Source organism: Streptomyces sp. NPDC107581, assembly GCF_055657175.1.
In genome coordinates, this window is record NZ_JBVKBH010000023.1 from 86288 (window position 1) to 111796 (window position 25509).

21 protein-coding genes are annotated in these 25509 nt (G+C 71.6%); 11 read left to right on the top strand and 10 right to left on the bottom strand.

What is annotated here, in order from left to right; translation table 11 throughout:
* Position 1: 1 nt before the first annotated feature.
* The 4 genes from ACZ7P3_RS39035 to ACZ7P3_RS39050 all read right to left on the bottom strand — a co-directional run bounded on the left by ACZ7P3_RS39035 (position 2) and on the right by ACZ7P3_RS39050 (position 4766).
* Positions 2 to 865, bottom strand: a complete 864-nt coding sequence (locus ACZ7P3_RS39035) for a carbohydrate ABC transporter permease (protein ID WP_472089139.1) — start codon at positions 863 to 865, stop codon at positions 2 to 4.
* Positions 862 to 2235, bottom strand: coding sequence for an extracellular solute-binding protein (locus ACZ7P3_RS39040; RefSeq protein WP_472089141.1), 1374 nt, complete (start codon positions 2233 to 2235; stop codon positions 862 to 864). Before ACZ7P3_RS39040 ends, ACZ7P3_RS39035 begins: the two co-directional genes overlap by 4 nt.
* Before the next feature lie 201 nt (positions 2236 to 2436).
* Positions 2437 to 3123 (bottom strand): response regulator, encoded by a 687-nt coding sequence (locus ACZ7P3_RS39045; RefSeq protein WP_472089143.1) that lies wholly within the window; start codon positions 3121 to 3123, stop codon positions 2437 to 2439.
* Positions 3120 to 4766 (bottom strand): ATP-binding protein, encoded by a 1647-nt coding sequence (locus ACZ7P3_RS39050; protein WP_472089145.1) that lies wholly within the window; start codon positions 4764 to 4766, stop codon positions 3120 to 3122. Before ACZ7P3_RS39050 ends, ACZ7P3_RS39045 begins: the two co-directional genes overlap by 4 nt.
* 121 nt (positions 4767 to 4887) lie before the next feature.
* On the opposite strand from ACZ7P3_RS39050, the gene ACZ7P3_RS39055 reads away from it, so the two are divergent.
* Complete coding sequence (locus ACZ7P3_RS39055; protein ID WP_472089178.1) at positions 4888 to 6285, top strand: cation:dicarboxylate symporter family transporter; 1398 nt, start codon at positions 4888 to 4890, stop codon at positions 6283 to 6285.
* A gap of 403 nt (positions 6286 to 6688) precedes the next feature.
* Here the strand turns inward: ACZ7P3_RS39055 and ACZ7P3_RS39060 are convergent, their stop codons facing one another.
* The gene (locus ACZ7P3_RS39060; protein WP_472089147.1) at positions 6689 to 7318 is read right to left on the bottom strand and encodes a TetR/AcrR family transcriptional regulator; all 630 of its coding nucleotides are present in this window, start codon (positions 7316 to 7318) and stop codon (positions 6689 to 6691) included.
* A 129-nt stretch (positions 7319 to 7447) separates the two neighbouring features.
* Here ACZ7P3_RS39060 and ACZ7P3_RS39065 point away from each other — a divergent pair, with 129 nt between their 5' ends.
* The 6 genes from ACZ7P3_RS39065 (at position 7448) to ACZ7P3_RS39090 (ending at position 15702) form a co-directional block, all read left to right on the top strand.
* A complete protein-coding gene (locus ACZ7P3_RS39065; RefSeq protein WP_472089148.1) occupies positions 7448 to 9121 on the top strand; it encodes an MFS transporter in 1674 nt (557 codons plus the stop codon).
* A 100-nt stretch (positions 9122 to 9221) separates the two neighbouring features.
* The gene (locus tag ACZ7P3_RS39070) at positions 9222 to 9986 is read left to right on the top strand and encodes a DUF2127 domain-containing protein (protein ID WP_472089150.1); all 765 of its coding nucleotides are present in this window, start codon (positions 9222 to 9224) and stop codon (positions 9984 to 9986) included.
* 105 nt (positions 9987 to 10091) lie between these two features.
* Positions 10092 to 11681: an AAA family ATPase gene (locus tag ACZ7P3_RS39075; RefSeq protein ID WP_472089151.1), complete on the top strand. Its 1590-nt coding sequence runs from the start codon at positions 10092 to 10094 to the stop codon at positions 11679 to 11681.
* A 207-nt stretch (positions 11682 to 11888) separates the two neighbouring features.
* Positions 11889 to 12173 (top strand): hypothetical protein, encoded by a 285-nt coding sequence (locus tag ACZ7P3_RS39080; protein WP_472089153.1) that lies wholly within the window; start codon positions 11889 to 11891, stop codon positions 12171 to 12173.
* A 402-nt stretch (positions 12174 to 12575) separates the two neighbouring features.
* Entirely contained in the window at positions 12576 to 13214 is a 639-nt protein-coding gene (locus ACZ7P3_RS39085; RefSeq protein ID WP_472089155.1) for an effector-associated constant component EACC1, read from the top strand.
* Entirely contained in the window at positions 13201 to 15702 is a 2502-nt protein-coding gene (locus tag ACZ7P3_RS39090) for a caspase, EACC1-associated type (RefSeq protein ID WP_472089157.1), read from the top strand. Before ACZ7P3_RS39085 ends, ACZ7P3_RS39090 begins: the two co-directional genes overlap by 14 nt.
* Positions 15703 to 15729: 27 nt before the next feature.
* Here ACZ7P3_RS39090 and ACZ7P3_RS39095 read toward each other — a convergent pair whose 3' ends face one another.
* Positions 15730 to 16623 (bottom strand): aldo/keto reductase, encoded by an 894-nt coding sequence (locus ACZ7P3_RS39095; RefSeq protein WP_472089159.1) that lies wholly within the window; start codon positions 16621 to 16623, stop codon positions 15730 to 15732.
* 1 nt (position 16624) lies between these two features.
* Positions 16625 to 17650 carry an NAD-dependent epimerase/dehydratase family protein gene (locus ACZ7P3_RS39100; protein ID WP_472089161.1) on the bottom strand — a complete coding sequence of 342 codons (1026 nt, stop codon included), beginning with the start codon at positions 17648 to 17650 and terminating at the stop codon, positions 16625 to 16627.
* 45 nt (positions 17651 to 17695) lie between these two features.
* On the opposite strand from ACZ7P3_RS39100, the gene ACZ7P3_RS39105 reads away from it, so the two are divergent.
* From ACZ7P3_RS39105 to ACZ7P3_RS39120, 4 genes are all read left to right on the top strand, one after another.
* Positions 17696 to 18217: an Lrp/AsnC family transcriptional regulator gene (locus ACZ7P3_RS39105; protein ID WP_472089163.1), complete on the top strand. Its 522-nt coding sequence runs from the start codon at positions 17696 to 17698 to the stop codon at positions 18215 to 18217.
* 29 nt (positions 18218 to 18246) lie between these two features.
* Positions 18247 to 18675, top strand: coding sequence for a MerR family transcriptional regulator (locus ACZ7P3_RS39110; RefSeq protein WP_472089165.1), 429 nt, complete (start codon positions 18247 to 18249; stop codon positions 18673 to 18675).
* Positions 18672 to 19004, top strand: coding sequence for a thioredoxin (trxA, locus tag ACZ7P3_RS39115; protein WP_472089167.1), 333 nt, complete (start codon positions 18672 to 18674; stop codon positions 19002 to 19004). The genes ACZ7P3_RS39110 and trxA overlap by 4 nt, the downstream gene beginning before the upstream one ends.
* Positions 19005 to 19207: 203 nt before the next feature.
* The gene (locus tag ACZ7P3_RS39120) at positions 19208 to 21448 is read left to right on the top strand and encodes a HelD family protein (RefSeq protein ID WP_472089180.1); all 2241 of its coding nucleotides are present in this window, start codon (positions 19208 to 19210) and stop codon (positions 21446 to 21448) included.
* Here ACZ7P3_RS39120 and glgB read toward each other — a convergent pair.
* From glgB to ACZ7P3_RS39135, 3 genes are all read right to left on the bottom strand, one after another.
* Entirely contained in the window at positions 21423 to 23795 is a 2373-nt protein-coding gene (gene glgB, locus ACZ7P3_RS39125) for a 1,4-alpha-glucan branching enzyme (protein WP_472089168.1), read from the bottom strand. The two genes, ACZ7P3_RS39120 and glgB, sit on opposite strands and share 26 nt — an antisense overlap.
* The gene (locus ACZ7P3_RS39130) at positions 23792 to 25195 is read right to left on the bottom strand and encodes a maltokinase N-terminal cap-like domain-containing protein (RefSeq protein WP_472089170.1); all 1404 of its coding nucleotides are present in this window, start codon (positions 25193 to 25195) and stop codon (positions 23792 to 23794) included. The genes glgB and ACZ7P3_RS39130 overlap by 4 nt, the downstream gene beginning before the upstream one ends.
* Before the next feature lie 87 nt (positions 25196 to 25282).
* Positions 25283 to 25509 (bottom strand): alpha-glucosidase C-terminal domain-containing protein (locus tag ACZ7P3_RS39135; RefSeq protein ID WP_472089172.1); only part of this gene is annotated, 227 nt, incomplete at its 5' end.

Sequence of the window (25509 nt, forward strand, 5' to 3'; positions counted from 1 at the left end):
CCTACACCTCCGTGCGCAGCAGACGCAGATAGACGACCGAGAACAGGGAGCCGACCAGCAGCAGGAGCAGGGCGACGGCGGTGCCGTACCCGATCATGCTGTTCTGGAAGGCCTGTTCGTACATGTACAGCGGCAGGGTCTGGCTCCTGTCACCCGGCCCGCCCCTGGTCATCACCCAGATCAGCCCGAACACGGAGAGCGTCTGCAGGGTGTTGAGCATGAGGTTGGTGCCGATGGACCGGCGGATCATCGGCAGGGTGATGTGCCACATCCGCCGCCATCCGCCCGCCCCGTCCACCTCGGCAGCCTCCGTGATCTCGCTCGGTATCTCGTCGAGGGCGGCGGAGTAGACGAGCATCGAGAACGCCGTACCGCGCCAGACGTTGGCGAAGGAGACGGCGAGGATGGGCAGGGTGAACAGCCAGTTCTGGCGCGGGAGATGAAGCCAGTCCAGGATGGCGTTCAGGGTCCCCTCGCGCCGGAAGAAGGCGTACAGCAGAAATCCCGCGACGACCTCCGGCAGCACCCAGGCGGTGATCACCACCCCGCCGGTGACGGTGCGCACGGGCTTGGAGGCGCGCTGCATCAGCGCCGCGAGCGCGAGTCCCAGGGTGTTCTGCCCGACGAGCGAGGACAGCACGGTGAACACCAGGGTCAGCTGGACCGCGTTGCGGAACGCGTCGTCCCGGAAGGCCCTGCGGAAGTTGGCGAAGCCTACGTAGGACGAGTGCGCCTGGCCGGTGAGCTGGAGGTCGGTGAAGGCGATGCAGACGCAGTAGACGATGGGGCCGGCGAGGAAGAGGAGCAGGAGGACGAGGGCGGGGGTGAGGGGGAGGGCGCGGGCGATCCGCCGGTGGAGCCTCACTTGCGGATCACTTGGCCGTCGGTGACGTCCTTGAGCGAGGCGTCGTAGCCGCTCGCCGCCTTCTCGACCGACTGATCACCGGTGGTCACCCCCTCCATGGCCTCCTGGACGGCGGTCGACACCTTCGGGTACGCGGGGTAGGCGGGCCGGTAGTGCGTGCTCGCGACCAGATCGGTGAAGAACCTGATGCCGGGCTGGGCGGTGGCGTACGCGGGGTCGGCCGCCACGTCCTTGCGCACGGCGATACCGGAGTTGGCGATGTACCACGCGCGGGCGTTGTCCTTCGTCTGCAGGGTCCTGATGAAGTCGAAGGCGAGGCCGGGACGGGCCGCCTTGGCCGGCACGGCCCAGGTCCAGCCGCCGGACATGCTCACCTTGCCCGGGGCCTGGCCGTGCTGGGTCGGCATGTAGGCGAGACCGAGCTGCCTGGACCAGTCCTTCCACTCGTGCCCGCTGCCCGGCAGCCAGGCCTGCGGGAGCCAGGAGCCGTCGAGGTCGATGCCGAGCTTGCCCTGGGGGAGCAGCTCGCCGTTGACGGTGGTGGCGAAGTTGGGGTCGAGGGCGTCGGAGACGTCCGGGCCGAGCTTCTCCTTGTACACGCTCTCGACGAAGCCCAGCGCGTCCTCGAAGCCCTGGCTCCCGGCGATCCACTTCTTGCTGCCGCTGTCGTACAGGGGGTCCGTCGTCCCGTCGCCGGTGCCGTACAGGAGCATTTCGAACCCCTGCATGGTGGCCCGCTCACCCGCGGGCTTGCCGGTGTAGACGTTGATCGGGGTGACGCCGGGGACCTTCTGCTTGATGGTCCGGGCGGCGGCGAGGACGTCGTCCCAGGTCCTGGGCTGCCAGTCGGCGGGCAGACCGGCCTTCTCGAAGACGCGCCTGTCGAACCACAGGCCCCGGGTGTCGGTACCGTCCGGGACGCCGTACGTCTTTCCGTCCGCGCCCTTCGCCGCGTCCTTGGCGGTGTCGATGAACTGCTGCCAGTCCGGCCACTTGGCCAGGTACGGGTCCAGGGGCTTCAAGTACCCGCTGGTGATGTCGGAGTTGACGAGGAACGTGTCCTCGTAGACCAGGTCCGGGGCGGTCCTCGGGGAGCGGAGCATCTGCTGGAGCTTGGTGTAGTACTCCGAGTCCGGGGCCTTGATGGGAACGAACTCCACCTTCTTGCCCGGGTACTTCTTCTCGAACTGCTTCTTGATGCCGGCCAGGTAGGTGTCCATCACCTTGACGGAGTTGTCGGTCGACTGCTTGTACGAGACCTTGAGGGTGTTCGGGCTGCTGCCGGAGCCGTTGCCGCAGCCGGTGAGGGCGGTGGCGGCAAGGGCGGCGGTGAGGAGGGTGGTGAGGGCGGCGGTGGGGCGCACGGGCATGACCTCCTGCGGGCGCACTGCGTGGTGGCGCGGGGATGGCTGCCGTGTGAACGTAAGAGCGGTGGTCTAGTCAGGTCAATGAGTCTGCGGCGGATTGAGCGCCGGAGGCCCTGTGGAGCGGCATCGGCGCGGGTGAACGCCGGCCGCCCCGAGGCGGGCGTCGGTGGCCGCGGGCCGCGCGCGCCCGGCGCGCGGCCCGTATCACTGTCCCTTCACCCAGCGGTACTGCAACTCCGGCCGGCCCACCGTCCCGTACTGCGGACTCCGGGCCGCCCGGCCGGCGTCCACCAGGTGTTCCAGATAGCGGCGAGCCGTGATGCGCGAGATGCCGACCGCCTCGGCGACGCCGGTCGCGGTGAGGCCGACCGGGCTGTCCCGCAGGGCCAGGGTGACCCGCTCCAGCGTCGGCGCGCTCAGCCCCTTCGGGAGCGCCGCGGGCCCCGGCGCGCGCAGGGAGGCCAGGGCCCGGTCCACCTCGTCCTGGCCGCTCGCCTCGCCCGCGGCCGCGTGGAACTCGGCGTACCGCACCAGGCGGTCCCGCAGCGTCGCGAACGTGAACGGCTTCAGGACGTACTGGACGACCCCCAGCGAGACCCCTTCGCGGACCACGGCCAGGTCCCGTGCCGACGTCACCGCTATCACGTCCGCGTGATGTCCCGCCGCCCGCAGGGAGCGCGCGAACTGCAGCCCGTGCACATCCGGCAGGTGCAGGTCCAGCAGCAGGAGATCCACGGCCGTACGGTCCAGGATCCGGCGGGCCTCCGCGCCCGTGTGCGCCTTGCCGACCGCCACGAATCCCGGTACCCGGCCGACATAGAGCACATGGGCGTCGGCGGCCACCGGATCGTCCTCCACCACCAGGACCCGGATGGGCTGCGTGTCCGTCATGCCTCGCCCCCCGGTGCCGGGGCGGGCCCGACCGCCGTGCGCAGCGGCAACCGCACCTCGAAGACCGCTCCGTCGGCCCCGTCCTCGTCGGACTCCGCCACCGTCAGGGTCCCGTGCAGCCGGGTGACCGCCTGCCGGACCAGGGCCAGGCCCAGGCCGCGCCCGCCGGGCCCGGCCGGCTTCGTCGAGAACCCCCGCTGGAACACCAGGTCCGCATGGGCCGGGTCGACCCCCGGCCCGGTGTCCGCCACCCGCAGCACCAGTTCGCGGCCCGACGCGTACGCCGTCACGGTGACCCGCGCTCCCGCGCTGCCCTGCGCCGCGTCCACCGCGTTGTCGATCAGATTGCCGAAGACCGTCACCAGGTCCCGCGCCGACAGCTCCGGCGGGAGCACGCCGTCGTCCAGCCGGCTCTCCGCCGACACCACCAGCTCCACGCCCCGCTCGTTGGCCTGCGCCGTCTTGCCCAGCAGCAGCGCGGCCAGCACCGGTTCGCTGACCGCCGCCACCACCCGGTCGGTCAGCGTCTGGGCCAGCTCCAGTTCCGCCGTCGCGAACTCCACCGCCTCCTCGGCCCGGCCCAGCTCGATCAGCGAGACCACCGTGTGCAGCCGGTTGGCGGCCTCGTGCGCCTGGGAGCGCAGGGCCTGGGTGAAACCCCGCTCCGAATCCAACTCGCCCATCAGGGACTGGAGTTCGGTGACGTCGCGGAGGGTGGCCACGGTGCCGCGGCGCTCGCCCCCCGACACCGGTGAGGTGTTCACCACCAGCACCCGGGACGCGGTCAGATGCACCTCGTCCACGCGTGGCTGCGAGGACAGCAGCGCCCCGGTCAGCGGGGCCGGCAGGCCGAGGTCAGCGACCGAGGCGCCGACCACGTCCTCCTCCTCGCCCACCCCCAGCAGCTCCCGGCCGCCGTCGTTGATCAGCGCCACCCTGTACCGGCCGTCCAGCATCAGCAGTCCCTCGCGGACCGCGTGCAGCGCGGCCTGGTGGTAGTCGTGCATCCGGCTCAGCTCGCTCGCGTTCATGCCGTGGGTGTGCCGGCGCAGCCGGGCGTTGATCACGTAGGTGCCGACCGCGCCCAGCAGCAGGGCTCCGCCCGCGACCGCGAACAGCGCCGTGACCTGGTCCTGGACCCGTTCGCTGATCGCCTCGACCTTGATCCCGGCGCTGACCAGGCCGATGATCCGGCCGTTGTCCGTCACCGGGGTGACCGCGCGGACCGAGGGGCCGAGCGTGCCGGTGTAGGTCTCGGTGAAGGTGTGGCCGTGCTGGGCGGGGCCGATGCGGCCGAGGAAGGGTTTGCCGATCTGCTTCTGGTCGGGGTGGGTCCAGCGGATGCCGTCCGGGTTCATGATCGTGACGAAGTCGACGTTCGTGTCCCGCATGACCTGCATCGCGTAGGGCTCCAGGTCCCTGGTCGGATCGGGTGTGCGGATGGCCGAGCGGACCGAGGGCGCGTCCGCGATCGAGCGGGCCACCGCCGTCACCTGGCGGACCGCGGCGTCCTCGGCCTGCCGCTGGTCGCTGACGTAGGTGAACAGCGCGTACCCGGCCACGACCACCGCTATCAGCACGGCCTGCATGGCGAAGAGCTGCCCGGCCAGGCTGCGGGGGCGGGCGAGGGACGGGAGGCGCATGCCAGCAGTGTGCCTCCCGGGCCGGGCATGAACTAAATGAACGGAAGGGTGACCGCCCTCACAGACCGGGAGATAGTCACGGCATCCCCCACAACGCCCGGACGTGAGCCGCACGCCGGTGATGCCGACGAAGACGTCAAGGAGGGCAGCCGTGGCCGCCAGTTCCCCCGATACGGCACCTGCCGCACCCCGTGTGAAACGGGACCGTACCCACTACCTGTACATCGCCGTGATCGTCGCGGTGGTGCTCGGTATCGCCGTGGGGCTCATCTGGCCCGATGCGGGCGTCGAGCTGAAGCCGCTGGGCACCGGCTTCGTGAACCTGATCAAGATGATGATCTCGCCGATCATCTTCTGCACGATCGTGCTCGGCATCGGCTCCGTGCGCAAGGCCGCCAAGGTCGGTGCGGTCGGCGGCATCGCCCTCGGCTACTTCCTCGTGATGTCGCTCGTCGCCCTCGCCATCGGGCTCGTCGTCGGCAATGTGCTGCACCCGGGCGACGGGCTGCACCTGACCGATGCGCTCAGGCAGACCGGACACGCGCAGGTGTCCAGCGACGCGCTGCCCCCCGTCGACTTCGTGCTGTCGATCATCCCGACCACGTTCGTGTCCGCCTTCACCGAGGGCCAGGTCCTGCAGACCCTGCTGGTCGCCCTGCTCGCCGGGTTCGCGCTCCAGGCGATGGGTCCGGCCGGGCAGCCGGTGCTGCGCGGCATCGAGCACATCCAGCGGCTGGTCTTCCGCATCCTGTCCATGGTCATGTGGGCGGCGCCGCTCGGTGCCTTCGGCGCGATCGCGGCCGTCACCGGCTCGGCGGGCCTGGACGCGCTGAAGAGCCTCGCGGTACTGATGCTCGGCTTCTACGTGACCTGTTTCCTGTTCGTCTTCGTCGTGCTCGGCGCGGTGCTGCGGATCGTCGCCGGACTGAACATCCTCTCGCTGTGCAAGTACCTCGCCCGCGAGTTCCTGCTGATCCTGTCCACCTCCTCCTCGGAGTCCGCGCTGCCGCGGCTCATCGCGAAGATGGAGCACCTGGGCGTCAGCAAGCCCGTCGTCGGCATCACCGTGCCGACCGGTTACTCCTTCAACCTCGACGGCACCATGATCTACATGACCATGGCCTCGCTCTACATCGCGGACGCCCTGGGCACGCCGATGTCCGTCGGCGAGCAGATCCCGCTGCTGCTCTTCCTGCTGCTGGCCTCCAAGGGCGCGGCGGGCGTCAGCGGTGCGGGTCTCGCCACGCTGGCCGGCGGTCTGCAGTCGCACAAGCCCGCGCTGGTCGACGGCGTCGGCCTGATCGTCGGCATCGACCGCTTCATGAGCGAGGCGCGTGCGCTGACGAACTTCGCGGGCAACGCCGTGGCCACCGTGCTGGTCGGCACCTGGACCAAGGAGATCGACAAGGCGCGGGTGCGGCAGGTCCTGGCCGGGGAGCTGCCGTTCGACGAGACGACACTGTTGGATGAGGGTGCCGCTTCCCCGGAGGCTCCGGAGAAGGAGTTGGCCAAGGCGTGAGCGCTCCGCTGGGCGGGCCGGTTCGGTGACCACCGGCCGGTTCGGTGACCGCGGGCCGGTTCGGTGACCGCGGGCCGGTTCGGTGACCACCGGCCGGTTCGGTGACCGCGGGCCGGTTCGGCAACTGCGAGACGGTTCGGTGACAACGGGCCGGTTCGGTGACCGCGGGCCGGTTCGGTGACCACCGGCCGGTTCGGCAACTGCGAGACGGTTCGGTGACCGCGATCCGGTTCGGTGACCACCGGCCGGTTCGGTGACCGTGAGCCGGTGGGGGCCGGTCGCGCGGTTCCCCGCGCCCCCTATGGGGCGCGAAGCGCCCCGATGCTCCGGACGTCCGGCCCCGCCTGAACCCGGGCCGGGCGTCCGGCACCACCGCCGGGCGGCCGAGTCTCCCCGCTTGTGCTCAGCCGCCCGGCTTCGCGCTCACCCTGGCCACCAGTTCGGTGGCCGCGGAGGCGGGTACGCCCGCCGCGGTCAGGACCGTGACCGTGGCCGAGCGGCCCGCCTCCGCCGCTGTCACCAGGCCGTCGTTCACCGCCTCCATCACCGCGAACAGCATCTGCTCGTGCACGTACGCGAGGGCCGGGGCGGGCAGCGGGGAGCTGAAGACGCCGTCGTCCAGGCCGCGTTGCAGCAGCCGTACCTTGTTCTCGCGCAGCGGCGCGAGCCGTTCGCGGATGCCCTGCACGGTGACCGTGCGCTGGGCGAGGGCGACCAGCAGCCGATAGCGGTCGGCGATCTCCCAGATCGCGAGCACCGACCGGGCCACCGCCTCCGCCGGGTCCGCGACCGCCTCGCGGGCGCCCGCGTCCGCGGCCGCGAGCGATGCCACCGCCCCGTCGACGAGCGTGCTGATCAGCGCCTCGCGGCTCGGGAAGTGCCCGTACACCGTCCGCCGTACGACCCCCGCGGCGCGCGCGATCTGGTCCATGGAGGCGTCGGGGTCGCGCAGCAGCTCGGCAAGGGCGACGTCGAGGATGCGGCGCCGGTTGGCGTCGGCGCGGCTGGTGTTACCCGTGGTCATGACCGTCATTCTGCACGCCTCCTCCTGTGCGCCCCTCGATTTGCACAGTACCGTGCAACGGCGTACATTGCACAGTGCTGTGCAATTGCACGGTGTTGTGCAAGAACTCGTCGCGCATTGAGGAAGGCGATCCCTGCCATGCGACTCGTCATGAACGAACCGGTCGAAAGGATGGACCGCCCCTACGCCCGGCGCTGGTGGGCGCTCCTCGTGCTCTGTCTGAGCCTGCTGGTCATCGTGATGGCCAACACCGCCCTCACGGTCGCGGCGCCCGACATGACCCGGGACCTCGGGCTCTCCAGCTCCGACCTGCAGTGGGTGATCGACGGCTACACCGTCCCCTACGCGGCCCTGATGCTGCTGCTCGGCGCGATCGGCGACAAGTACAGCCGGCGCGGGGCGCTCCTCCTGGGCCTCGTGGTCTTCGGGGCCGGGGCCGTCTCGGGCTACCTCGCCGACAGCGCCACGGCGGTCATCGCGGCCCGTGCCGTGATGGGCGTCGGCGCCGCGCTGATCATGCCCGCCACGCTCTCCCTGCTCGCCGCGACCTTCCCGCGCGCCGAGCGCGCCAAGGCCATCACCCTGTGGACCGCCACCGCGGGCCTCGCCATCGCCGCCGGACCGGTCGTCGCGGGCGCCCTGCTGCGCGACCACGGCTGGTCCTCGACCTTCCTGATCAACGTGCCCGTCGCGGCCGTCGCGATCGTCGCCGCCCTGGTCCTCGTACCGCCGTCCAAGGCCGGGCACCACGACCGCATCGACTACGTCGGCGGTCTGCTGTCCGTGGTGTGGACCGGCTCGCTGATCTACATGATCATCGAGGGTCCGCACTTCGGCTGGGGCGTCAAGGCCGTCTCCGCCGCCGTCGTCGCGGGCGCGGGCCTGGTCGCCTTCGTCGTCTGGGAGCTGCGCCACCCCCGTCCGATCCTGGACGTGCGCCGCTTCACCGACCGCCGGTTCGCGGGCTCCAACCTCGCCGTCGCCCTGTTCTTCCTGGCCGTCTTCGGCGCCTTCTACTACCTCACCCAGCACCTGCAGTTCGTCCTCGGCTACGACGCGCTGGAGACCGGCGTGCGCATGCTGCCGCTGGCCGGCGCGGTCTTCGTCGGCTCGGCCCTCACCGGCTGGCTCACCCCGCGCGTCGGCATGAAGCTCACCGTCACCGCGGGCATGGTCGGCGGCACCACCGCGCTCGCCCTGCTGACCCGCGTGGACGCGGCCTCGACGTACGCCGACTTCCTGGCCCCCCTGATCATCCTCGGCCTGGCCATCGGCCTCGCGCTCTCGCCCTGCACCGACGCGATCATGGGCGCCTTCCCCGAGTCCGAACTCGGCGTCGGCGGCGCCGTCAACGACACCTCGCTGGAGCTGGGCGGCTCGCTCGGCATCGCGATCCTCGGCTCGCTGCTCGCCACCTCCTACGGCAACCACCTCACCGACGCCACCGCGGGCAGCAAGCTCCCCGCGAGCGCCCTGGAGACGGCCCAGGACTCGGTCGGCGCCGGGTACGCGGTCGCGCAGGGCATCGGCGACAAGGCGCACCAGGCGGCCGCACGGGCCGCGCAGGCGGGCGACCCGCAGCAGGCCGCGCAGCTCAAGCAGCAGGCCGCCCAGCTCGCCTCCGGCGCCCGGCAGATGGCGGACGCGGTCGGCTCCGCCTTCTCCGACGCGGTCGCCCACACCAGCCTGGTCGGCGCGGTGATCCTGGGCATCGGCACGGTCCTGGTGGCCGTCCTGCTGCCGCGCCGCGAGGCGCCCGCACCGGAGGCGGCGACGGAGGAGAGGGAACTGGCCGACAGCGCCGCCGGCTGACCCCTTGCGGCCTCCTCCCGGCCTCATCCACTAGCGTGCCGTCCGGAACCGGAACGGCACGCTCGTGCGTGTTCCCGAACGAAGCATGGAGGCACGGGGGATGAAGATCGACTGGGACCGGCGGACCTGCGCGCGCAAGGGTCATGTGACCTACGCGCCGGACGATTCCCGGCTGCGGGAACGGCTGCACGCACAGACCGCGCTCGGGGACGCCTGGCGCTGCCTGCGCTGCGGCGACTTCGCGCTGGGTGAGCCGCACGGCGCGGGACCGGCGGCGGACGCCCCGCTGGTGCCGCGCGGGAAGGTGCTCAGGGACCTGTTCATCCTGCGCTTCCTGGCCGTCGAGCGGGCCGTGCGCGGCGTGTTCATCGTCCTGGTCGCGGTGGCGGTCTGGAAGTTCAGCAACAGCCAGGACGCGGTACGCCGCCTCTTCAACCAGAACCTGGACGTCTTCCGCCCCGTCTTCAAGCACTTCCACTACGACCTCGACCACTCGCCGGTCGTCGGCTCCATCCAGAAGGCGTTCGGCTACAAGCACTCCACGCTGATGCTGGTGGCGGCCCTGCTGCTGGCGTACGCGGTCATCGAACTGGTCGAGGCGGTCGGCCTCTGGTACGCCAAGCGCTGGGCGGAGTACCTGACGGTGATCGCCACCGCCGCCTTCCTGCCGCTGGAGATCTACGAACTCACCGAGAAGGTCAGCTACCTGAAGATCGCGACCCTGGTCCTCAACATCCTCGCGGTCCTCTACATCGCCGTCGCCAAGCGCCTGTTCGGCCTGCGCGGCGGCCGCAGGGCCTTCGAGGAGGAGCGGCACAGCGCCTCCCTGCTGGAGGTCGAGGAGTCGGCCGGGGTGACCGTCTAGCCCGCAGGCCGGGCCCGTGGTCTTCCCCCAATCCCTTTGACCCGCCCCCGCGTTCGCCCTCAGGCTTGAGCCGCGACGTGACCGGTCGAACGCAGGGAGGCGGACGTGGGGAAGGCGGACACGGGGGACGCGGACATGGGCGACGCGGGCACGGGGGACGCGGACACGGGGGAGCCCGGGGTGGGGGTGCCCGGGCTCGGGGAGCCGGGCGGAGTGGAGATCATGAGCTCGTCCGAGTACGAGCGCACGTACGGGGCGGGGCGGGACCCGTCTCCGCTCTCGATCGAGCAGATCAACGACCTGTTCCACCAGTTCCTCATGGCGGTCGCCCGGCCCAGGCGGACGGAGCGGGACTCCGGCCGCGACCTCACCGAGCGGCTGCGGGACCACCTGGGCTCGGCCCCCACGGACCGCCCGGTGGTGAAGGCCGCCTACCCGTCCTACGACCTGCCCAACGTCCACCTCGCCCTGGAGCGCTGGTTCGCCGCCGAGGGCCGCTCCTACGAGCTGGTCGGCATGCGGGGCGCCCAGCACCACGGCGAACTCACCCTCGGCGACATCCTCGAAGCCGCAGACCGCTACGACCGCTTCGTGATCGGCGCGGTCGACTACGCCCACCTGCCGGTCTCACCGGACGAGGAACTGGCCTGCGTCTCCTGCGGGTTCTACCTCGGCACGGACGGCGGGGAACGGTTCGCGGTGCTGCTGCGCGGCCCGGCCGACGAATACGGGCGCAACAAGGTGGAGATCGAGGTCCTGGCCCAGGAGAAGACGTTCGCGGACCGGCTGCTCGCCGAGATCGACGCCCTCGTGCGCGAGCACAACATCTTCCGCGGCCAGGTGCTCTCCTTCGAGGGCTCCGAGTTCGGGCACGGCCTCGGCCCGTTCCGCTTCCACCGGCGTCCCGGCATCACCCGGGAGGACATCGTCCTCCCGGCGGGCCTGCTGGAGCGGGTGGAACGCCAGGTGGTGGGCGTGGCCAGGCGCCGCGAACAGCTCCGCGCGGCCGGCCAGCACCTGCGCCGCGGCCTCCTCCTCTACGGCCCCCCGGGCACCGGCAAGACCCACACGATCCGCTATCTGCTCTCCCACCTCCCGGAGTTCACGGCGGTCATCCTCTCCGGCACCGGCATCGAGGCCATCGGCCCCGCCTGTGCGCTCGCCCGGATGCTCCAGCCCGCGCTCGTCGTCCTCGAGGACTGCGACCTGATCGCCGAGGCCCGGGAGCACGGCGGCGGCGAGCAGCCCCTGCTCTTCCAGGTGCTGAACGAGATGGACGGCCTGGGGGACGACGCCGACGTGGCTTTCCTGCTCACCACCAACCGCGCCGACCTCCTTGAACCGGCCCTGGCCCAGCGCCCCGGCCGGGTCGACCTGGCCGTCGAGATCCCCCTCCCCGACGCCGAGGGCCGCGCCCGCCTCCTCTCCCTCTACGCCGCCGGACTCGGCCTCGGCAAGGAGGTCGCCGACGAGGCGGTGACCCGCACGGAGGGCACGACGGCGTCCTTCACCAGGGAACTCGTCCGCCGCTCGGTCCTGATCGCGGCGGAACGCGAGTCCCCGCACACGGAGCCGGAGGACATCCGAGCCGCCCTGGACGAACTCCTCTCCGACCGCGACGCACTGACGCGACGGCTGCTCGGGGTGCGGGGGGACGGGGAGGATGTCGAGGACCGCGGGCGGCCCATGATTTGATCTTGGGAGACCAGTCCTTCACGACAGAAAACGGGGAACATGCGGAAGACGGCTGCAAGCGCGGTGGTGTTCGTTGCCACGGCGGCGCTTCTGGCGGGGTGCGGAAGTGGCGGAGACACGGACAGGCCCACGCGGGCCGGGGGCGGCAAGGCGCATGCGTCGAAGAGCGCCGCTCCGACGACCGGGGCGGACGGGGCCACCCACACAGTGACCCTGCAGGTGGCCGGTACCGGCACCACCCAGGTCATGTACAACGCGGGCAGCAGCAGTGGCTACGGGAACCAGAAGCTCCCCTGGACCAGGACGGAGAAGGTCGAACTCACCCAGGCCGAGCAGAAGGTGGGCTACCTGGTGTCGGTCGTCCCCGGCTCGGTCAAGGGCGCAGACGGGATGCTGAAGGCCGCCCCCTGCGCGATCAAGGTCGACGGCAAACGGGTGGCCGACAACAACGGGGGCAAGGACTCCAAGCCCTGCGAGTACAAGATCAGGTAGCTGCTGCCTCGCGGGCCGGACATGCTGTGCGGCTGCAGGGCAGGCATGCGCAGCAGCCGGCCTGCGACCCTCTCCGACCACCTCAGGAACGGTCCGGGCGCCGTCGGTCCGCACTGACCGCAGGAGCCGGGGGAAGGGCCTTCCCGTCGTACGACCACGGCTCATCGCAGCTCATCGGTGCTCGTCGGGGGCCTGCAGGGGCCGTGTCGTGGGACCCGCTGGGCGACCCCGCCGACCGCACCCCGGTCACCGGCCGTCGGTGCGGTGCTCCCTTCGTGCGGATACCGGGACACGGGCGTCGGGTCCGTCCTACTCTGGGAGCGATCGCGGGCGGTTGTGCGGGAAACGGCCGGAAGGGCCGTCCGGCAGCGCGGCGCGGGGAACATGAGGGGGGCCTCATACATGGAGCTACGTGTCAGGGTTGCGCGCGCCCATCTGCCGGGCGACGGCGCAGGCGGTCCGGGGAGCGACACCGAGGGCTGGACGGAGGCGTTCGCCGACTGGATCACCGAGGACCGCCGGCTGGCCCGGTCGGCCGGCACGAGCATGCGGCGGGAGCGCGTATCGCCCGGTGACGGGGGGATGTCGGCAGACCTGGTGGCCTGGATCGGCCTGGCGGTCGCCTCGGGCTCGTTCCTCACCGACCTGATCGCGCTGTTCGGCGACTTCCGCGCCGCACTGCCCCGGCGCGAGCGAACGGCCGCACGGCTGATCGTGGAGCACGGCGGGACCCGTGTGATCGTCGAGGACGGAACCCCGGAGGACGCCGCTCGCGTCGCGCGGGCACTGGGGGCCGCGCCCGCGGACGCCGACGAGGTACGGGCACTGGGCGCCGCGCCCGCGGTTGCCGACGAGCCGGTCCGTGTCTCCGAGGTTGCGTACGAGGAGACCCGTACGTCCGCGGATGCCGAGGGGGCGACCCGTACGCCCGGGGCCGCCGACGGGACACCCCGTACGTCCGTGGCGCCGAGAGCCGCCGGCACCGCACCGGACGCGACGAGAGAGTCCCTGGGGGAGGACGGCCGCCGTGGCGCTTCCTGACCCGAGGCGCAGTCGCGCCGTCCTCATCGGCGTGCACGACTTCCGGCAGCTCGATCCCCTGCCCGGCATCGAGGCCGGGGTCGCCAGACTGGCCAAGCTGCTGCGCGACCCCAAGGTCTGGGGCCTGCCCCGGCGCCATGTCACCGTGCTCGGCCCGCAGGCCTCCGCCAACGACATCCTCAAGGCGGTCCGCGACGCCGGTCAGGCGACGACCGACACCCTCCTCGTCTACTTCGCGGGGCACGGGCTGCGGGACCGCAGCAGCGAACAGCTGTACCTGGCGCTGGCCGACGCCGACGAGGACCACCTGGAGATCGGGACGCTGCCGTATCAGGCGTTACGTCGCGTGGTCGGCCAGGCGGGGTACCGCGCGCGCCGGCGCATCACACTGCTGGACTGCTGCTACAGCGGCCTCGCCATCAGCATGAGCGGCTCCGCGGCCGTCATGGACCGCCACAGTCTGGCGCGTCTGCTGGGCGAGCCGGAGAACGCGGAAGCCGGCAACGGCAACGGCAACGGCAACTTCAACGGCAGCGGCAGCGGCAACGGCAACTTCAACGGCAGCGGCGATGCCAACGCCAACGGCAATACCAACTCCAACACCAACACCAACTCCAACACCAACTCCAACACCAACGGCAGCGGCAGCGGCGACACCGACACCGACACCGACTTCGGCAGTTGTGTGCTGACCTCGGCGCCCCGGACGGAACGCTCGTTCACACCGCCCCACGGCTACCCGGACTTCACCGGCGAGCTGATCGACGTCCTGGAGCGCGGCATCCCCGAGGCGGGGCCGACGCTGAGCGTCTACAGCATCTGGCAGCAGGTCCGTCTGCGGCTCCAGCGACGGGGCCGTCCCCTGCCCCAGCAGTTCGGTCACAATGCCGCGGCCCGTGAACCATGGGTGCACAACCGCGCCCACGTCCCGCCGCGTCCCGAACCGTCCCGGCCCGCCGCCCCCGCCGCTGCCACTCCGCACATCTCTGTTCCGCCGGCCGAAGCGACGAAAGAGCGTCCCGGCCCGCCGCCGCCCGAGTCCCGGCCTCGTCGACCACCCGCACACCACACCCCTGAACCCCGGCCCGCCAAGAACAGCAAGACGGCACCGAGAACGCCACACACGGAAACGGCGGACCGCCCGCGCATGGTGGATCAGCCACAGACAGCGCATCGGCCGAAACGGGCGGACCGGCCGAAACCAGCGGTCCCGGCACTCCCGGTCGTGGACATCACCCCGAAGGACCCGGCCCCGCCCGGCGACGACGCGCCGCCCGCCGCCGGCCGGCCCAGGCTCCTCACCCGGCGGCGGGCGCTGTCCGTCGGTGCCGGACTGGTCCTGGCCGGCGGCGGTGGGGTCACCGCGGCCGTGCTGCTCAAGGACGACCCGCCGTCCCGCCCCTCGCACGCGGCCGGAGGCGGGGCCGCCACCCCGAAGGCTTCCACCCCGAAGGCTTCCACCAAGGCCGTTCGGCCGAGCACCTCCGCGCCGGTGTCGCCCACCCCGCAGCCCTTCAGCCCCTGGAAGGTCGACACCGGCGGCTGGACGTTCTCCTCACCCGCCGTCGTCGACGGCGTCGTCTACTTCGGCAACAACGCCAGCCTCGTCCTCGCGCTCGACGCCGCGACGGGCGACGAGAAGTGGCGGTACACCGCCGGTGACTCCGTGCTGTCCTCACCGGTGGTGGCGGACGGAGTCCTCTACATCGGCAGTCTCGACAACCACCTCCACGCCATAGACATCACAACCGGCAGGCGCAAGTGGGCGTTTCCCACCAAGGACGGCATCGAGGGCGATCCCGTGGTGGCCGACGGAACGGTGTTCGTGGGATGCCTGGACAAGAACGTCTACGCGATCGACACGGCGACCGGGCACAAGAAATGGTCCTTCCGGACCGGCAAAGCCGTGTGGTCCACTCCCGCCGTGGCCGAAGGAACCGTCTACGTCGGCAGCAACGACAAGAACCTCTACGCGCTCGACGCCGCCACCGGACGGCGCAAGTGGGTGTTCGCGACCGGCGACCTGATCGCCGTACGGCCCTGTGTGAAGGCCGGGGTGGTGTACTTCGCAAGCTCGGACAACCATCTGTACGCGCTGCACGCCGCCACGGGAACGGAGAAGTGGCGGTTCAACATCGGGGGTACGGCGGACTCGTCGCCCACGGTGTCGGACGGCGTGGTCTACATCGGCAGCGACGACTACAACCTCTACGCCGTGCACAGCGACTCGGGGAAGCGGAAGTGGTACTTCTCCACGCGGTTCATGGTGGCGTCCACGCCGGCCGTCTCGGACGGCATGGTGTTCTTCGGAAGCTACGACCAGAACATCTACGGGGTCGACGCGGCGAGCGGCGAGAAGAAGTGGTCGCACGCCACCGACGGGCAGATCAGCTCATCCCCGGCGGTGGCGGACGGCGCCCTCTACATAGGCGTCCACAGCGACAGCTTCTACGCCCTCAAGGCGTCCGACGGCACGGGCCCCGCATGAGCCCCGGTCCCGGCCGGGGCGCCGGTCTCATACGGTCCGCGCGGCCTCCGACAGCCGTCTCCTCTGCTCCTCGGTCAGCTCCAGTTCCGCCGCCCCGGCCGAATCCCTGATGGTCTCCGGGCGGCTCGCGCCGGGGATCGGGAGCACGGTGGGGGAGAGGGACAGCAGCCAGGCGAGGCACACCTGCTGGGAACTCACCCCGTGCTCCCGGGCCACCTCGTGGAACACGGCGTACCGCGTGTCCGCCGACCGTCCCGAGGGGCCGTCCAGCGAGCTGCGGGAGATGCCGCCGAGGGGGCTCCACGGCAGGAACGCCAGGCCGAGTCCGGCGCACAGACGCAGCTGCGGGTCGCTGTCGCGGGCCTCGGGGGAGTAGCGGTTCTGCACGGAGACCAGGCGGTCGCCGAGGACGGCGCGGGCCTGCCGTATCTGGTCCGTGTCCACGTTGGAGAGGCCGGCCAGCCGGATCGTGCCCTCGTCCAGCAGTTCGCGCAGCGCGCCGACGGACTCCTCGAAGGGCACGTCCGGGTCGGGCTTGTGCAGCTGGTACAGGCCGATCGCCTCGACGCCCAGCCGTCTGCGGGAGGCCTCGGCGGCCGCCTTGAGATGCCGGGGCGAGCCCGACACCGTCCAGCTGCCGTCGGCCGGCCGGCCCCGGCCGCCCTTGGTGGCCACCAGCACGCCGTCGGTGTCACCGCCGTAGGCGGCGAGCGCGCGGGCGAGGAGGAGTTCGTTGTGACCGGGGTCCTGCCCGGGCAGATGGTAGGAGTCGGCCGTGTCCAGCAGGGTCACGCCGGCGTCCAGGGCCGCGTGCACCGTGGCCAGGGCGCGTGCCTCGTCCGGCCGGCCCTCGATCGACAGCGGCATGGCCCCGAGCCCGATCGCGCTCACCTTCAGTCCGCCGAGGGTGCGGTAGCGCATGTCAGTCGTCCTTTCCGAATGTTCCGGGTGTTGCAGACGTTGCAGATGTTGCAGATGTTCCCGGAGTTTCGGCTGTTCCGGGAGTTCCGGGAGTTCCGGCTGTTCCGGCTGTTCCGGCTGCTCCGAGTGTCTCGGCGACGGCCTGCGGCAGCCACTGCCGTGCGTGGCCGAAGGTGAAACCGAGCTTCGTGGCACGGGAGTTGTCCATGCCGTAGCGGCGGCGGAAGGCGAAGGGGGAGACCTCGGCGGATCCCGTGGTCTCGAACACCGCCCTGCCCTCCGGGAGCCGGGCCGCCACCGCCGCGCACAGCTCGTCCAGCGTGAGCAGGCCGTGGGAGGCCGCGTTCACCGGGCCCGTGAAGTCCTCGCCCGCCGCCCAGAACAGGAAGTCCGCGATCTCCTCGACGTGGATGTACGTCGCCGGGTGCGGGACGGGCGGTACGGCTATGGGGGCACCGGTGCGGATGCGGTGGGCGTAGTGGTGGAGGCGTCCCGTGAAGTCGTCGTCGCCGCCCAGCACATGGGCCACCCGGACCGACACGAACGGGAGGCCGTCCGGGCCGGGCGCCGTGAACACCGCCTCCGCCTGCCGTTTGCCCTCGCCGTAGTGGGCGTCGAGGAACTCCGGTTCGTCCCAGGCGAGTTCCAGGTCCACGGCGACCGCGGCCGGGTCCACCGCGCTCTCGGGCACCGGCGCCGCCGAGTCCTCGTGCTCGTACACCTCCACCGTCGAGGTCATCACATAGCGGCGGGTGCGCCCCGCGAGGACGCGGCGGGCGACGGCCGCCTGGCGCGGGGTGTAGCAGACCTGGTCGAGGACGACGTCGAAGACGCGGGTGCCGATCGCCTCCGCCAGGGCCTGCTCGTCGTTCCGGTCGGCCACCAGGTGCACCGCGCCCTCGGGCGGGGCCGCCGAGCCCCGGTTCAGGACCGTGACCCGGTCACCGCTCGCCAGCAGCCGGGCGATCAGCCGTTTGCCGAAATAGCGGTTGCCGCCGATCACCAGTACCTCTCGTGCCTTTCGCATGATCATAATTCTCCGGGCGTCACATCCGTTCCTGAAGGGGGAGACATGGGAGATACGGTCACCGCACCGAAAGAACAACGGCATCTGCGGGCCGTCGCCGACGAAACACCAGTGGCCTTCGACGCGGTGGACCGGCAGATCCTGCAGCTGCTGCAGACCGACGGGCGGATCAAGCTCAGCGAGCTGGGGCGGCGGGTCAGCCTGAGCCCGGCGGCCGTCGCGGAGCGGGTGCGCCGGCTGGAGGCGGCGGGCGTGGTCGAGGGGTACGGCGCCCAGGTCGCACCCGCCCGGCTCGGCTACGGCATCCAGGCCTTCATCCGGGTGAACCCGCACGGCGGCTACACCCTCAAGCACCCGCGGACCCTGGAACTGCTCGACCGGCCGGAGATCAGCGAGGTGCACCACGTGGTCGGCGAGGACTGCTGGATCCTCAAGGTCGCCGTCGCCGACACCGGGCACCTGGAGGAGATCCTGGAGCAGACCTCGGCGCTGGGCCGTACGACGACCTCGATCGTGCTGTCCTCGCCGGTGCGCCGCAAGCCGCTGCTGCCGCCCGTCTTGCCTTGACGCCGACGTCAACGCGTACGGTCGAGGACATGCGAATCGGCGAGCTGGCCGCACGGGCCGGGACCACCACCCGCACCCTGCGCTACTACGAGGCACGGGGGCTGCTGCCCGCCCGGCGCGACGACAAGGGACACCGCACGTACGACGAGGGCGACGTCAGGCTGCTCCGGCAGATCCGGACGCTGCAGGACTTCGGGTTCGACCTGGAGGAGACGCGGCCGTTCGTGGAGTGCCTGCGGGCCGGGCACCCGGAGGGCGACTCCTGCCCGGCCTCCCTCGTCGTCTACCGGCGCAAGCTGGACGAGCTGGACGCGCTCGTCGGGCAGCTCCGGGCCGTGCGGGAGACCGTCGCGGGGCAGCTGGAGCGGGCGGAGCGGGCCCTGGACGAGCTGGCCGCCGAGGCGCAGGTTCCGGGGGGTCCGGAACCCGTGTGCGAGCTGGGAGGGCTGACACGGTGAGTGTGACGAGCGGACTGGCCGAGGTGACGGACGCGGATTTCGCGGCGGAGGTGATCGGCGCGGACCTTCCGGTCCTGGTGCAGTTCACGGCCGACTGGTGCGGTCCGTGCCGGCAGCTGGCGCCGGTGCTGAAGGACATCGCCTTCGAGGAGGGCGACCGGCTGAAGATCGTCCAGCTGGACGTGGACCGCAATCCGGAGACGACGGTCTCCTACGGCGTGCTGTCCACGCCGACCCTCATGGTCTTCCGGGACGGTGAGCCGGTGAAGTCGATGGTGGGCGCGCGTCCCAAGCGGCGGCTGCTGGAGGAGCTGTCCGACGTGCTGTAGGCGAGGCCGCCCGCAGTCGCGGAGCCGCCGGCGACTGCGGATCGCCCATCAAAAAATCCCCCGAGCAATTGCGCTCGGGGGATTTCTGTGCGTATATTCAATGGTTCGCAACTTGAATTCAGATGAGTTGCGGAGAAGTTCAGTAGGCACAGTATATCCGGGCGGGAGCGGAATTGTCAAACACCGAATTTCCGGACGATGAATTGCGCCACGAGCAGGAATTCATCGACGGACTGTACGCGCGCGTGGACGTGCTGCGCGGCGAGGCCGAGACCTCGGTCGGGGACGCGCTCGCCCAGAGTGACAAGCCCATGCAGGCACGACTGGAGCGGGACATCCTGGTCGGCGAGCGCTCGGGGCTGCTCGCCGCGCTGAACGCCGTGGACGGCTCGCTCTGCTTCGGCCGGATCGACCTCGCCGACGGCGCCGTCCACCACATCGGCCGGATCGGGCTGCGCCGGGACGACGCCCAGCGCACCCCGGTCCTCATCGACTGGCGGGCCGACGTCGCCCGCCCCTTCTACCTGGCCACCGGGCACACCCCGATGGGCCTGCGCCGCCGCCGGCACATCGCCACCCAGGGCCGCGCCGTCACCTCCCTGCACGACGAGATCCTCGACCTCGGCGACGCCACCCGCACCGGCCACGAGGACCACAACGGTGACGCCGTCCTGCTGGCCTCGCTGAATTCGGCGCGCACCGGCCGCATGAGCGACATCGTGCAGACCATCCAGGCCGACCAGGACCGCATCATCCGGGCGCCGCACCGCGGGGTGCTGGTCGTCGAGGGCGGCCCCGGCACCGGCAAGACCGCGGTGGCGCTGCACCGGGCCGCCTACCTCCTCTACGAGTACCGGGAGCTGCTGGCCCGGCGTGCCGTGCTCATCGTCGGACCCAACCCGGCCTTCCTCGGCTACATCGGCGAGGTGCTGCCCTCCCTGGGCGAGACCGGGGTGCTGCTGGCCACGGTCGGGGAACTGTTCCCCGGCGTGCGGGCCACCGCCGTCGACACCCCCGAGGCGGCCGCCGTGAAGGGCCGCGCCGGCATGGCCGAGGTGCTCGCCGCCGTCGTACGCGACCGGCAGGCCCTGCCCGACCCGGTCGTCGCGATCAAGCACGACCGCGAGGTGCTGATGCTCGACGACGGTCTGGCCGGCGTCGCGCGCGAGCGCACCCGGGCCGCCAAGCTGCCGCACAACGCGGCTCGCGAGTACTTCGAGGGCCACATCCTCAACACGCTCACCGACCTGTATGCCGAGCGGGTGGGCACCGACCCGTACGACGGCAGCAGCCTGCTGGACGCCTCCGACCTCACCCAGATCCGCGACGAACTCGCCGAGAACCCCGAAGTGTGGTCCGCCATCGACCAGTTGTGGCCCCGGATCACCCCGCGGCGGCTGGTCGCCGACTTCCTCGCCGAACCGGACGGCTACCTTCCCGAGGCGGACGCCGACGCGGTCCGCCGCCCGGTGACCCGGGCCTGGACCGTCGCGGACGTGCCCCTGCTGGACGAGGCGGCCGAACTCCTCGGCGAGGACGACCGGCTGGCGCGGGCCCGCGCCGAGCGCGAACGGGAGACCCAGGTCGCCTACGCGCAGGGCGTGCTGGACGTGTCGTACGCCTCCCGCACCTACGAGTTCGAGGACAAGGAGGACGGTGACCCGGACGGCTCCGAGGTGCTGTCCGCCCACGACATCATCGACGCCGAACGGTTCGCCGAGCGGCACGAGGAGGCCGACCACCGCAGCGCCGCCGAGCGGGCCGCGGCCGACCGGAGCTGGGCGTTCGGCCACATCATCGTGGACGAGGCGCAGGAGCTGTCGCCGATGGCCTGGCGGCTGCTGATGCGGCGCAGCCCGACCCGCTCGATGACCCTGGTCGGCGACCCGGCACAGACCGCCGAGGCGGCCGGCGTCGGCTCCTGGGCGGACATCCTCGCCCCGTACGTCGAGGACCGCTGGGAGCACAACCGGCTCGGCGTCAACTACCGCACCCCGTCCGAGATCATGGACCTGGCCGCGGCCGTGGTCCGCGCCGAGCACCCGGACTTCGAACCGCCGAGTTCGGTGCGCTCGACGGGGGTGCGGCCCTGGGTGCGGCAGGCGGCCGACGACCTGCCCGGCGCGGTCGCCGAGGCCGTCGCCGAACTCACCCCCGCCGAGGGCCGGCTCGCGGTCATCGCCCCGCGCGACCTGCACCGCCGGCTGGCGGCCCGGCTCGACGGGGTCACGGCCGGCGACGAGCCCGACCTGACCCGCACCGTCGTCCTCCTCGACCCCCGCCAGTCCAAGGGCCTGGAGTTCGACTCGGTGCTGGTGGTGGAGCCGGGCCGGTACGGCACGAGCGACCTGTACGTGGCCCTGACCCGGGCCACGCAGCGGCTGGGCGTGCTGTACACCGGCCCCCTGCCCGACGCGCTCAAGCAGGCCGCAGCCACACCGTAGCCAGCGGCGGCAGCGTCAGCCGGATGCTCGCGGGGCGGCCATGGGCCCCCTGCGGCTCCGGCTTGACCGGGTCGGGGTGGACGACGTCGCTGCCGCCGTAGCGGGCCGCGTCGGTGTTCAGCACCTCCAGCCAGGCCGGGACGTCCGCGGGGACGCCGATGCGGTAGTCGTGGCGGACCACCGGGGACAGGTGGGAGACGGCCAGCAGCGGATTGCCGCCGGCGTCCTGGCGCAGGAACGCGAAGACGTTGTCGTCCGCCGCGTCGCCCGTGATCCACTGGAAGCCCGCCGGGTCGGTGTCGCGCTGCCACAGGGCCGGAGTGCTGCGGTAGCCGGCGTTCAGGTCGCGGACCAGGTCCCGGACGCCGCGGTGGTCGGCCTCGGCGCCGTAGGACGGGTCGAGCAGCCACCAGTCCGGGCCGTGCGCCTCGGACCACTCGGCGCCCTGGGCGAACTCCTGCCCCATGAAGAGCAGTTGCTTGCCGGGGTGGGCCCACATGAAGCCGAGATAGGCGCGCAGGTCGGCCCGCTGCTGCCACCAGTCGCCCGGCATCTTCGAGACCAGGGCCCGTTTGCCGTGCACGACCTCGTCGTGGGAGATGGGCAGGACGTAGTTCTCGCTGTACGCGTACACCATCGAGAAGGTCATCTCGTGGTGGTGGTACCTGCGGTGGACCGGCTCGTGCCGGATGTACTCCAGCGAGTCGTGCATCCAGCCCATGTTCCACTTCAGGCCGAAGCCGAGACCGCCGAAGCCGCTGGGCCCCCTGTGGTGGGTGGGGCGCGTGACGCCGTCCCAGGCGGTGGACTCCTCGGCGATGGTCACCACTCCCGGGCAGCGCCGGTAGACGGTGGCGTTCATCTCCTGCAGGAAGGCCACCGCGTCCAGGTTCTCCCGGCCGCCGTGCTCGTTCGGCGACCACTGGCCCGGCTCGCGCGAGTAGTCGAGGTAGAGCATGGATGCGACGGCGTCCACGCGCAGTCCGTCGATGTGGAACTCCTCGCACCAGTACACGGCGTTGGCCACCAGGAAGTTGCGCACCTCACGGCGGCCGAAGTCGAACTCCAGGGTGCCCCAGTCGGGATGGGCGGCCCGCAGCGGATCGTGGTGCTCGTACAGCGGGCGCCCGTCGAACTCGGCCAGCGCCCAGTCGTCGCGCGGGAAGTGCGCGGGGACCCAGTCCATCAGCACGCCGATGCCGGCCCGGTGCAGCCGGTCCACCAGGTACTTGAAGTCGTCCGGGGTGCCGAGGCGCGCCGTCGGGGCGTAGAAGCCGGTGACCTGGTAGCCCCAGGAGCCGCCGAAGGGGTGCTCGGCGACCGGCATCAGCTCCACATGGGTGAAGCCCATCTCCCTTACGTACGCGGGGAGTTGATCGGCCAGTTGGCGGTACGTCAGGCCCGGCCGCCAGGACGCCAGGTGGACCTCGTAGACGGAACACGGCGCCTCGTGCACGGGAGTGTCGCCGCGGTGCGCCAGCCACTCGGCGTCGCCCCACTCGTGCCGCGAGGCGTGCACGATCGAGGAGGTGGCGGGCGGGACCTCCGTGCGGCGGGCCAGCGGATCGGCACGCAGGGTGCGCGAGCCGTCCGGGCGGGTGATCTCGAACTTGTACAGCTCGCCCTCGCCGATGCCCGGCACGAACAGCTCCCACACCCCCGAGGAGCCGAGCGAGCGCATCGGGTGTCCGGTCGCGTCCCAGAAGGTGAAGCTCCCCGCGACCCGCACGCCCCGCGCGTTCGGCGCCCACACCGCGAAGCGGGTGCCGGCCACACCCTGGTGGGTCAGGACATGCGCACCGAGCACCCGCCACAGCTGCTCGTGCCGGCCCTCACCGATCAGGTGCAGGTCCAGTTCGCCGAGCGTGGGCAGGAAGCGGTAGGCGTCCTCGCACTCGTGGACGGTGCCGTCGTAGGTCACCAGCAGCCGGTAGGCGGGGACCTCGGAGAGCGGGAGCAGGCCGGAGAAGAAGCCCTCGCCGTCGTCGTGCAGCTGAGCCCGCAGATCGCCCAGGACCACGCCGACCGCCTGCGCGTGCGGGCGCAGCACCCGGAAGGCGACCCCGCCGGGGACCGGGTGGGCGCCGAGCACGGAGTGCGGATCGTGATGGGTGCCCTCGCGCAGACGCGCACGGTCCGCGGCGGGCACCGCGGGGGAGGCGGCGACCCCCTGCCGCGGCACCTTCTCGGGCACCTTCGCCTTCCGGGGAACCTCCTGTGCCGGCACCTTCTCGGGCACCTTCGCCTTCCGGGGAACCTCCTGTGCCGGCACCTTCTCGGCGGCGGACTTCTTCTTGACCGGGGTGTCCTTCTTGGCCGCGGATTCCTTCTTGGCCTTGGGGGTCACGAACGAGCCTCCTGGTCGGGCAGGGAGAGGCGGTGCACCGCAGTCAGCGGTACCGGCAGCCAGTCGGGGCGGTGGCGGGCCTCGTAGACCACCTCGTAGACCGCCTTGTCGGTCTCATAGGCGCGCAGCAGCACAGGATCGGTACGCGGGTCGCGGCCGGAGACCTCGGCGTACCCGGAGCAGTAGGCGGCCCGGCAGCCGTGTGCCCACTCCGGCGCGGGCGGGCTCGCCGAACGGGCGGCGTAGTCGAAGGAGCGCAGCATCCCGGCGATGTCCCGCACCGCGGGCTGCGGCATCCGCCGCTCGGCCAGCGGCCGAGCCGGCTCGCCCTCGAAGTCGATCAGCGACCATGCGCCGGACGGCGAGCGCAGGCACTGCCCGAGGTGCAGATCGCCGTGGATGCGCTGGGCGGTCCAGGTACGGCCCTCGGCCGCCAGGCCCCCCAGCGCGGTGAAGGCGGAACGCAGCCCGCTCTCGTACGGCCGCAGCGCGGGCACCGCCTGCACGGCCGCCTCCAGCCGCTCGGTCATGCCGTCCACCAGCAGCCGCAACTGGGCCTGGCCCAGCGTCACCGTGGGCAGGGCCTGGGCGAGGACGGTGTGCACCTCGGCGGTGGCCCGGCCCAGCGCCCGGGCCTCGGCGACGAAGTCCTCCCCCTTGGCCAGCTCGCGCAGCGCCAGCTCCCAGCCGTCACTCGCACCGCTCACGAACGGCTGGAGCACGGCCAGGGTGTACGACTGCCCGTCCAGCTCGGCGCCGAGCCAGGCCGTCGGGGCGGGCACCCGGGCGCAGCCCTCGCGGGCCAGGGCGAGCGGTATCTCCAGATCGGGGTTGACGCCGGGCACGATGCGGCGCAACAGCTTCAGGATGAACGTATCGCCGTAGACCACCGAGGAGTTGGACTGCTCGGCCGTCATCAGCCGGGCCACCAGTCCGTCCCGGATCTCCTGGTCCTGGTCCCGTTCGAAACGGAGCCCGCCGATGCGTGCCCGGGTGCGCAGGGCCTCCAGGAGCACTTCGGCGGGCCGGGGGTCGTACAGGGCCTCGTACACCGTGCGTCCGGCGAGCGGCCCCTGGGTCACATGTCCGATCAGCGCGGGCGCCAGCCGGGGCGGCAGCACCTCGCGCACTCCTATCAGCAGCTGGTAGCAGTCCCCGGGATGCGCCGGCGCGCCCAGGACGGGTGGCTGGTGGACGAGCAGGAGCAGGTGGTACAGGCCCAGCCGGCCCTCGCAGGGCAGCAGTTCGGTGGCCGCCACCGGGGTGAACCCGGTGACCGGACGTCCCTTGCCCGCGAACCAGCGCTGCCTCGGCAGCCAGTCGCGCAACAGGGGTTCGAGCGAAGTGAGGAGGTGACCGGTCGTACGCGTGCTGTCGGAAGGGGTGACCGTATCCGCCATGGGCGTCACGTCCTTTCCCCGGATCGTCGGGGTGTTACTGATGCGTGCCCGGGGTGGGACGGCCAAAACCGCCCCACCGCCGGGGCTCTAGGCCACGTCCCGGCGCAGCCGGAACCAGTAGAAGCCGTGCCCCGCCAGGGTCAGCAGGTACGGCAGCTCGCCGATCGCGGGGAACCGCACCCCGCCGAACAGCTCGACCGGGTGCCGCCCGGTGAACCGCCGCAGATCGAGTTCCGTGGGCTGTGCGAAGCGGGAGAAGTTGTGCACGCACAGGACCAGGTCGTCCTCGTACTCGCGCAGGAAGGCGATGACGG

Bases quoted from the DNA above. Each gene is read 5' to 3' on its own strand.
- ACZ7P3_RS39060 (WP_472089147.1), bottom strand. From the start codon at position 7,318: ATGACGGTCATGACCACGGGTAACACCAGCCGCGCCGACGCCAACCGG.
- ACZ7P3_RS39050 (WP_472089145.1), bottom strand. From the start codon at position 4,766: ATGCGCCTCCCGTCCCTCGCCCGCCCCCGCAGCCTGGCCGGGCAGCTC.
- ACZ7P3_RS39085 (WP_472089155.1), top strand. From the start codon at position 12,576: ATGGAGCTACGTGTCAGGGTTGCGCGCGCCCATCTGCCGGGCGACGGC.
- ACZ7P3_RS39130 (WP_472089170.1), bottom strand. From the start codon at position 25,195: ATGGCGGATACGGTCACCCCTTCCGACAGCACGCGTACGACCGGTCAC.
- ACZ7P3_RS39110 (WP_472089165.1), top strand. From the start codon at position 18,247: ATGCGAATCGGCGAGCTGGCCGCACGGGCCGGGACCACCACCCGCACC.
- ACZ7P3_RS39070 (WP_472089150.1), top strand. From the start codon at position 9,222: ATGAAGATCGACTGGGACCGGCGGACCTGCGCGCGCAAGGGTCATGTG.
- ACZ7P3_RS39100 (WP_472089161.1), bottom strand. From the start codon at position 17,650: ATGCGAAAGGCACGAGAGGTACTGGTGATCGGCGGCAACCGCTATTTC.
- ACZ7P3_RS39040 (WP_472089141.1), bottom strand. From the start codon at position 2,235: ATGCCCGTGCGCCCCACCGCCGCCCTCACCACCCTCCTCACCGCCGCC.
- ACZ7P3_RS39105 (WP_472089163.1), top strand. From the start codon at position 17,696: ATGGGAGATACGGTCACCGCACCGAAAGAACAACGGCATCTGCGGGCC.
- ACZ7P3_RS39065 (WP_472089148.1), top strand. From the start codon at position 7,448: ATGCGACTCGTCATGAACGAACCGGTCGAAAGGATGGACCGCCCCTAC.
- ACZ7P3_RS39045 (WP_472089143.1), bottom strand. From the start codon at position 3,123: ATGACGGACACGCAGCCCATCCGGGTCCTGGTGGTGGAGGACGATCCG.
- ACZ7P3_RS39095 (WP_472089159.1), bottom strand. From the start codon at position 16,623: ATGCGCTACCGCACCCTCGGCGGACTGAAGGTGAGCGCGATCGGGCTC.
- ACZ7P3_RS39055 (WP_472089178.1), top strand. From the start codon at position 4,888: ATGCCGACGAAGACGTCAAGGAGGGCAGCCGTGGCCGCCAGTTCCCCC.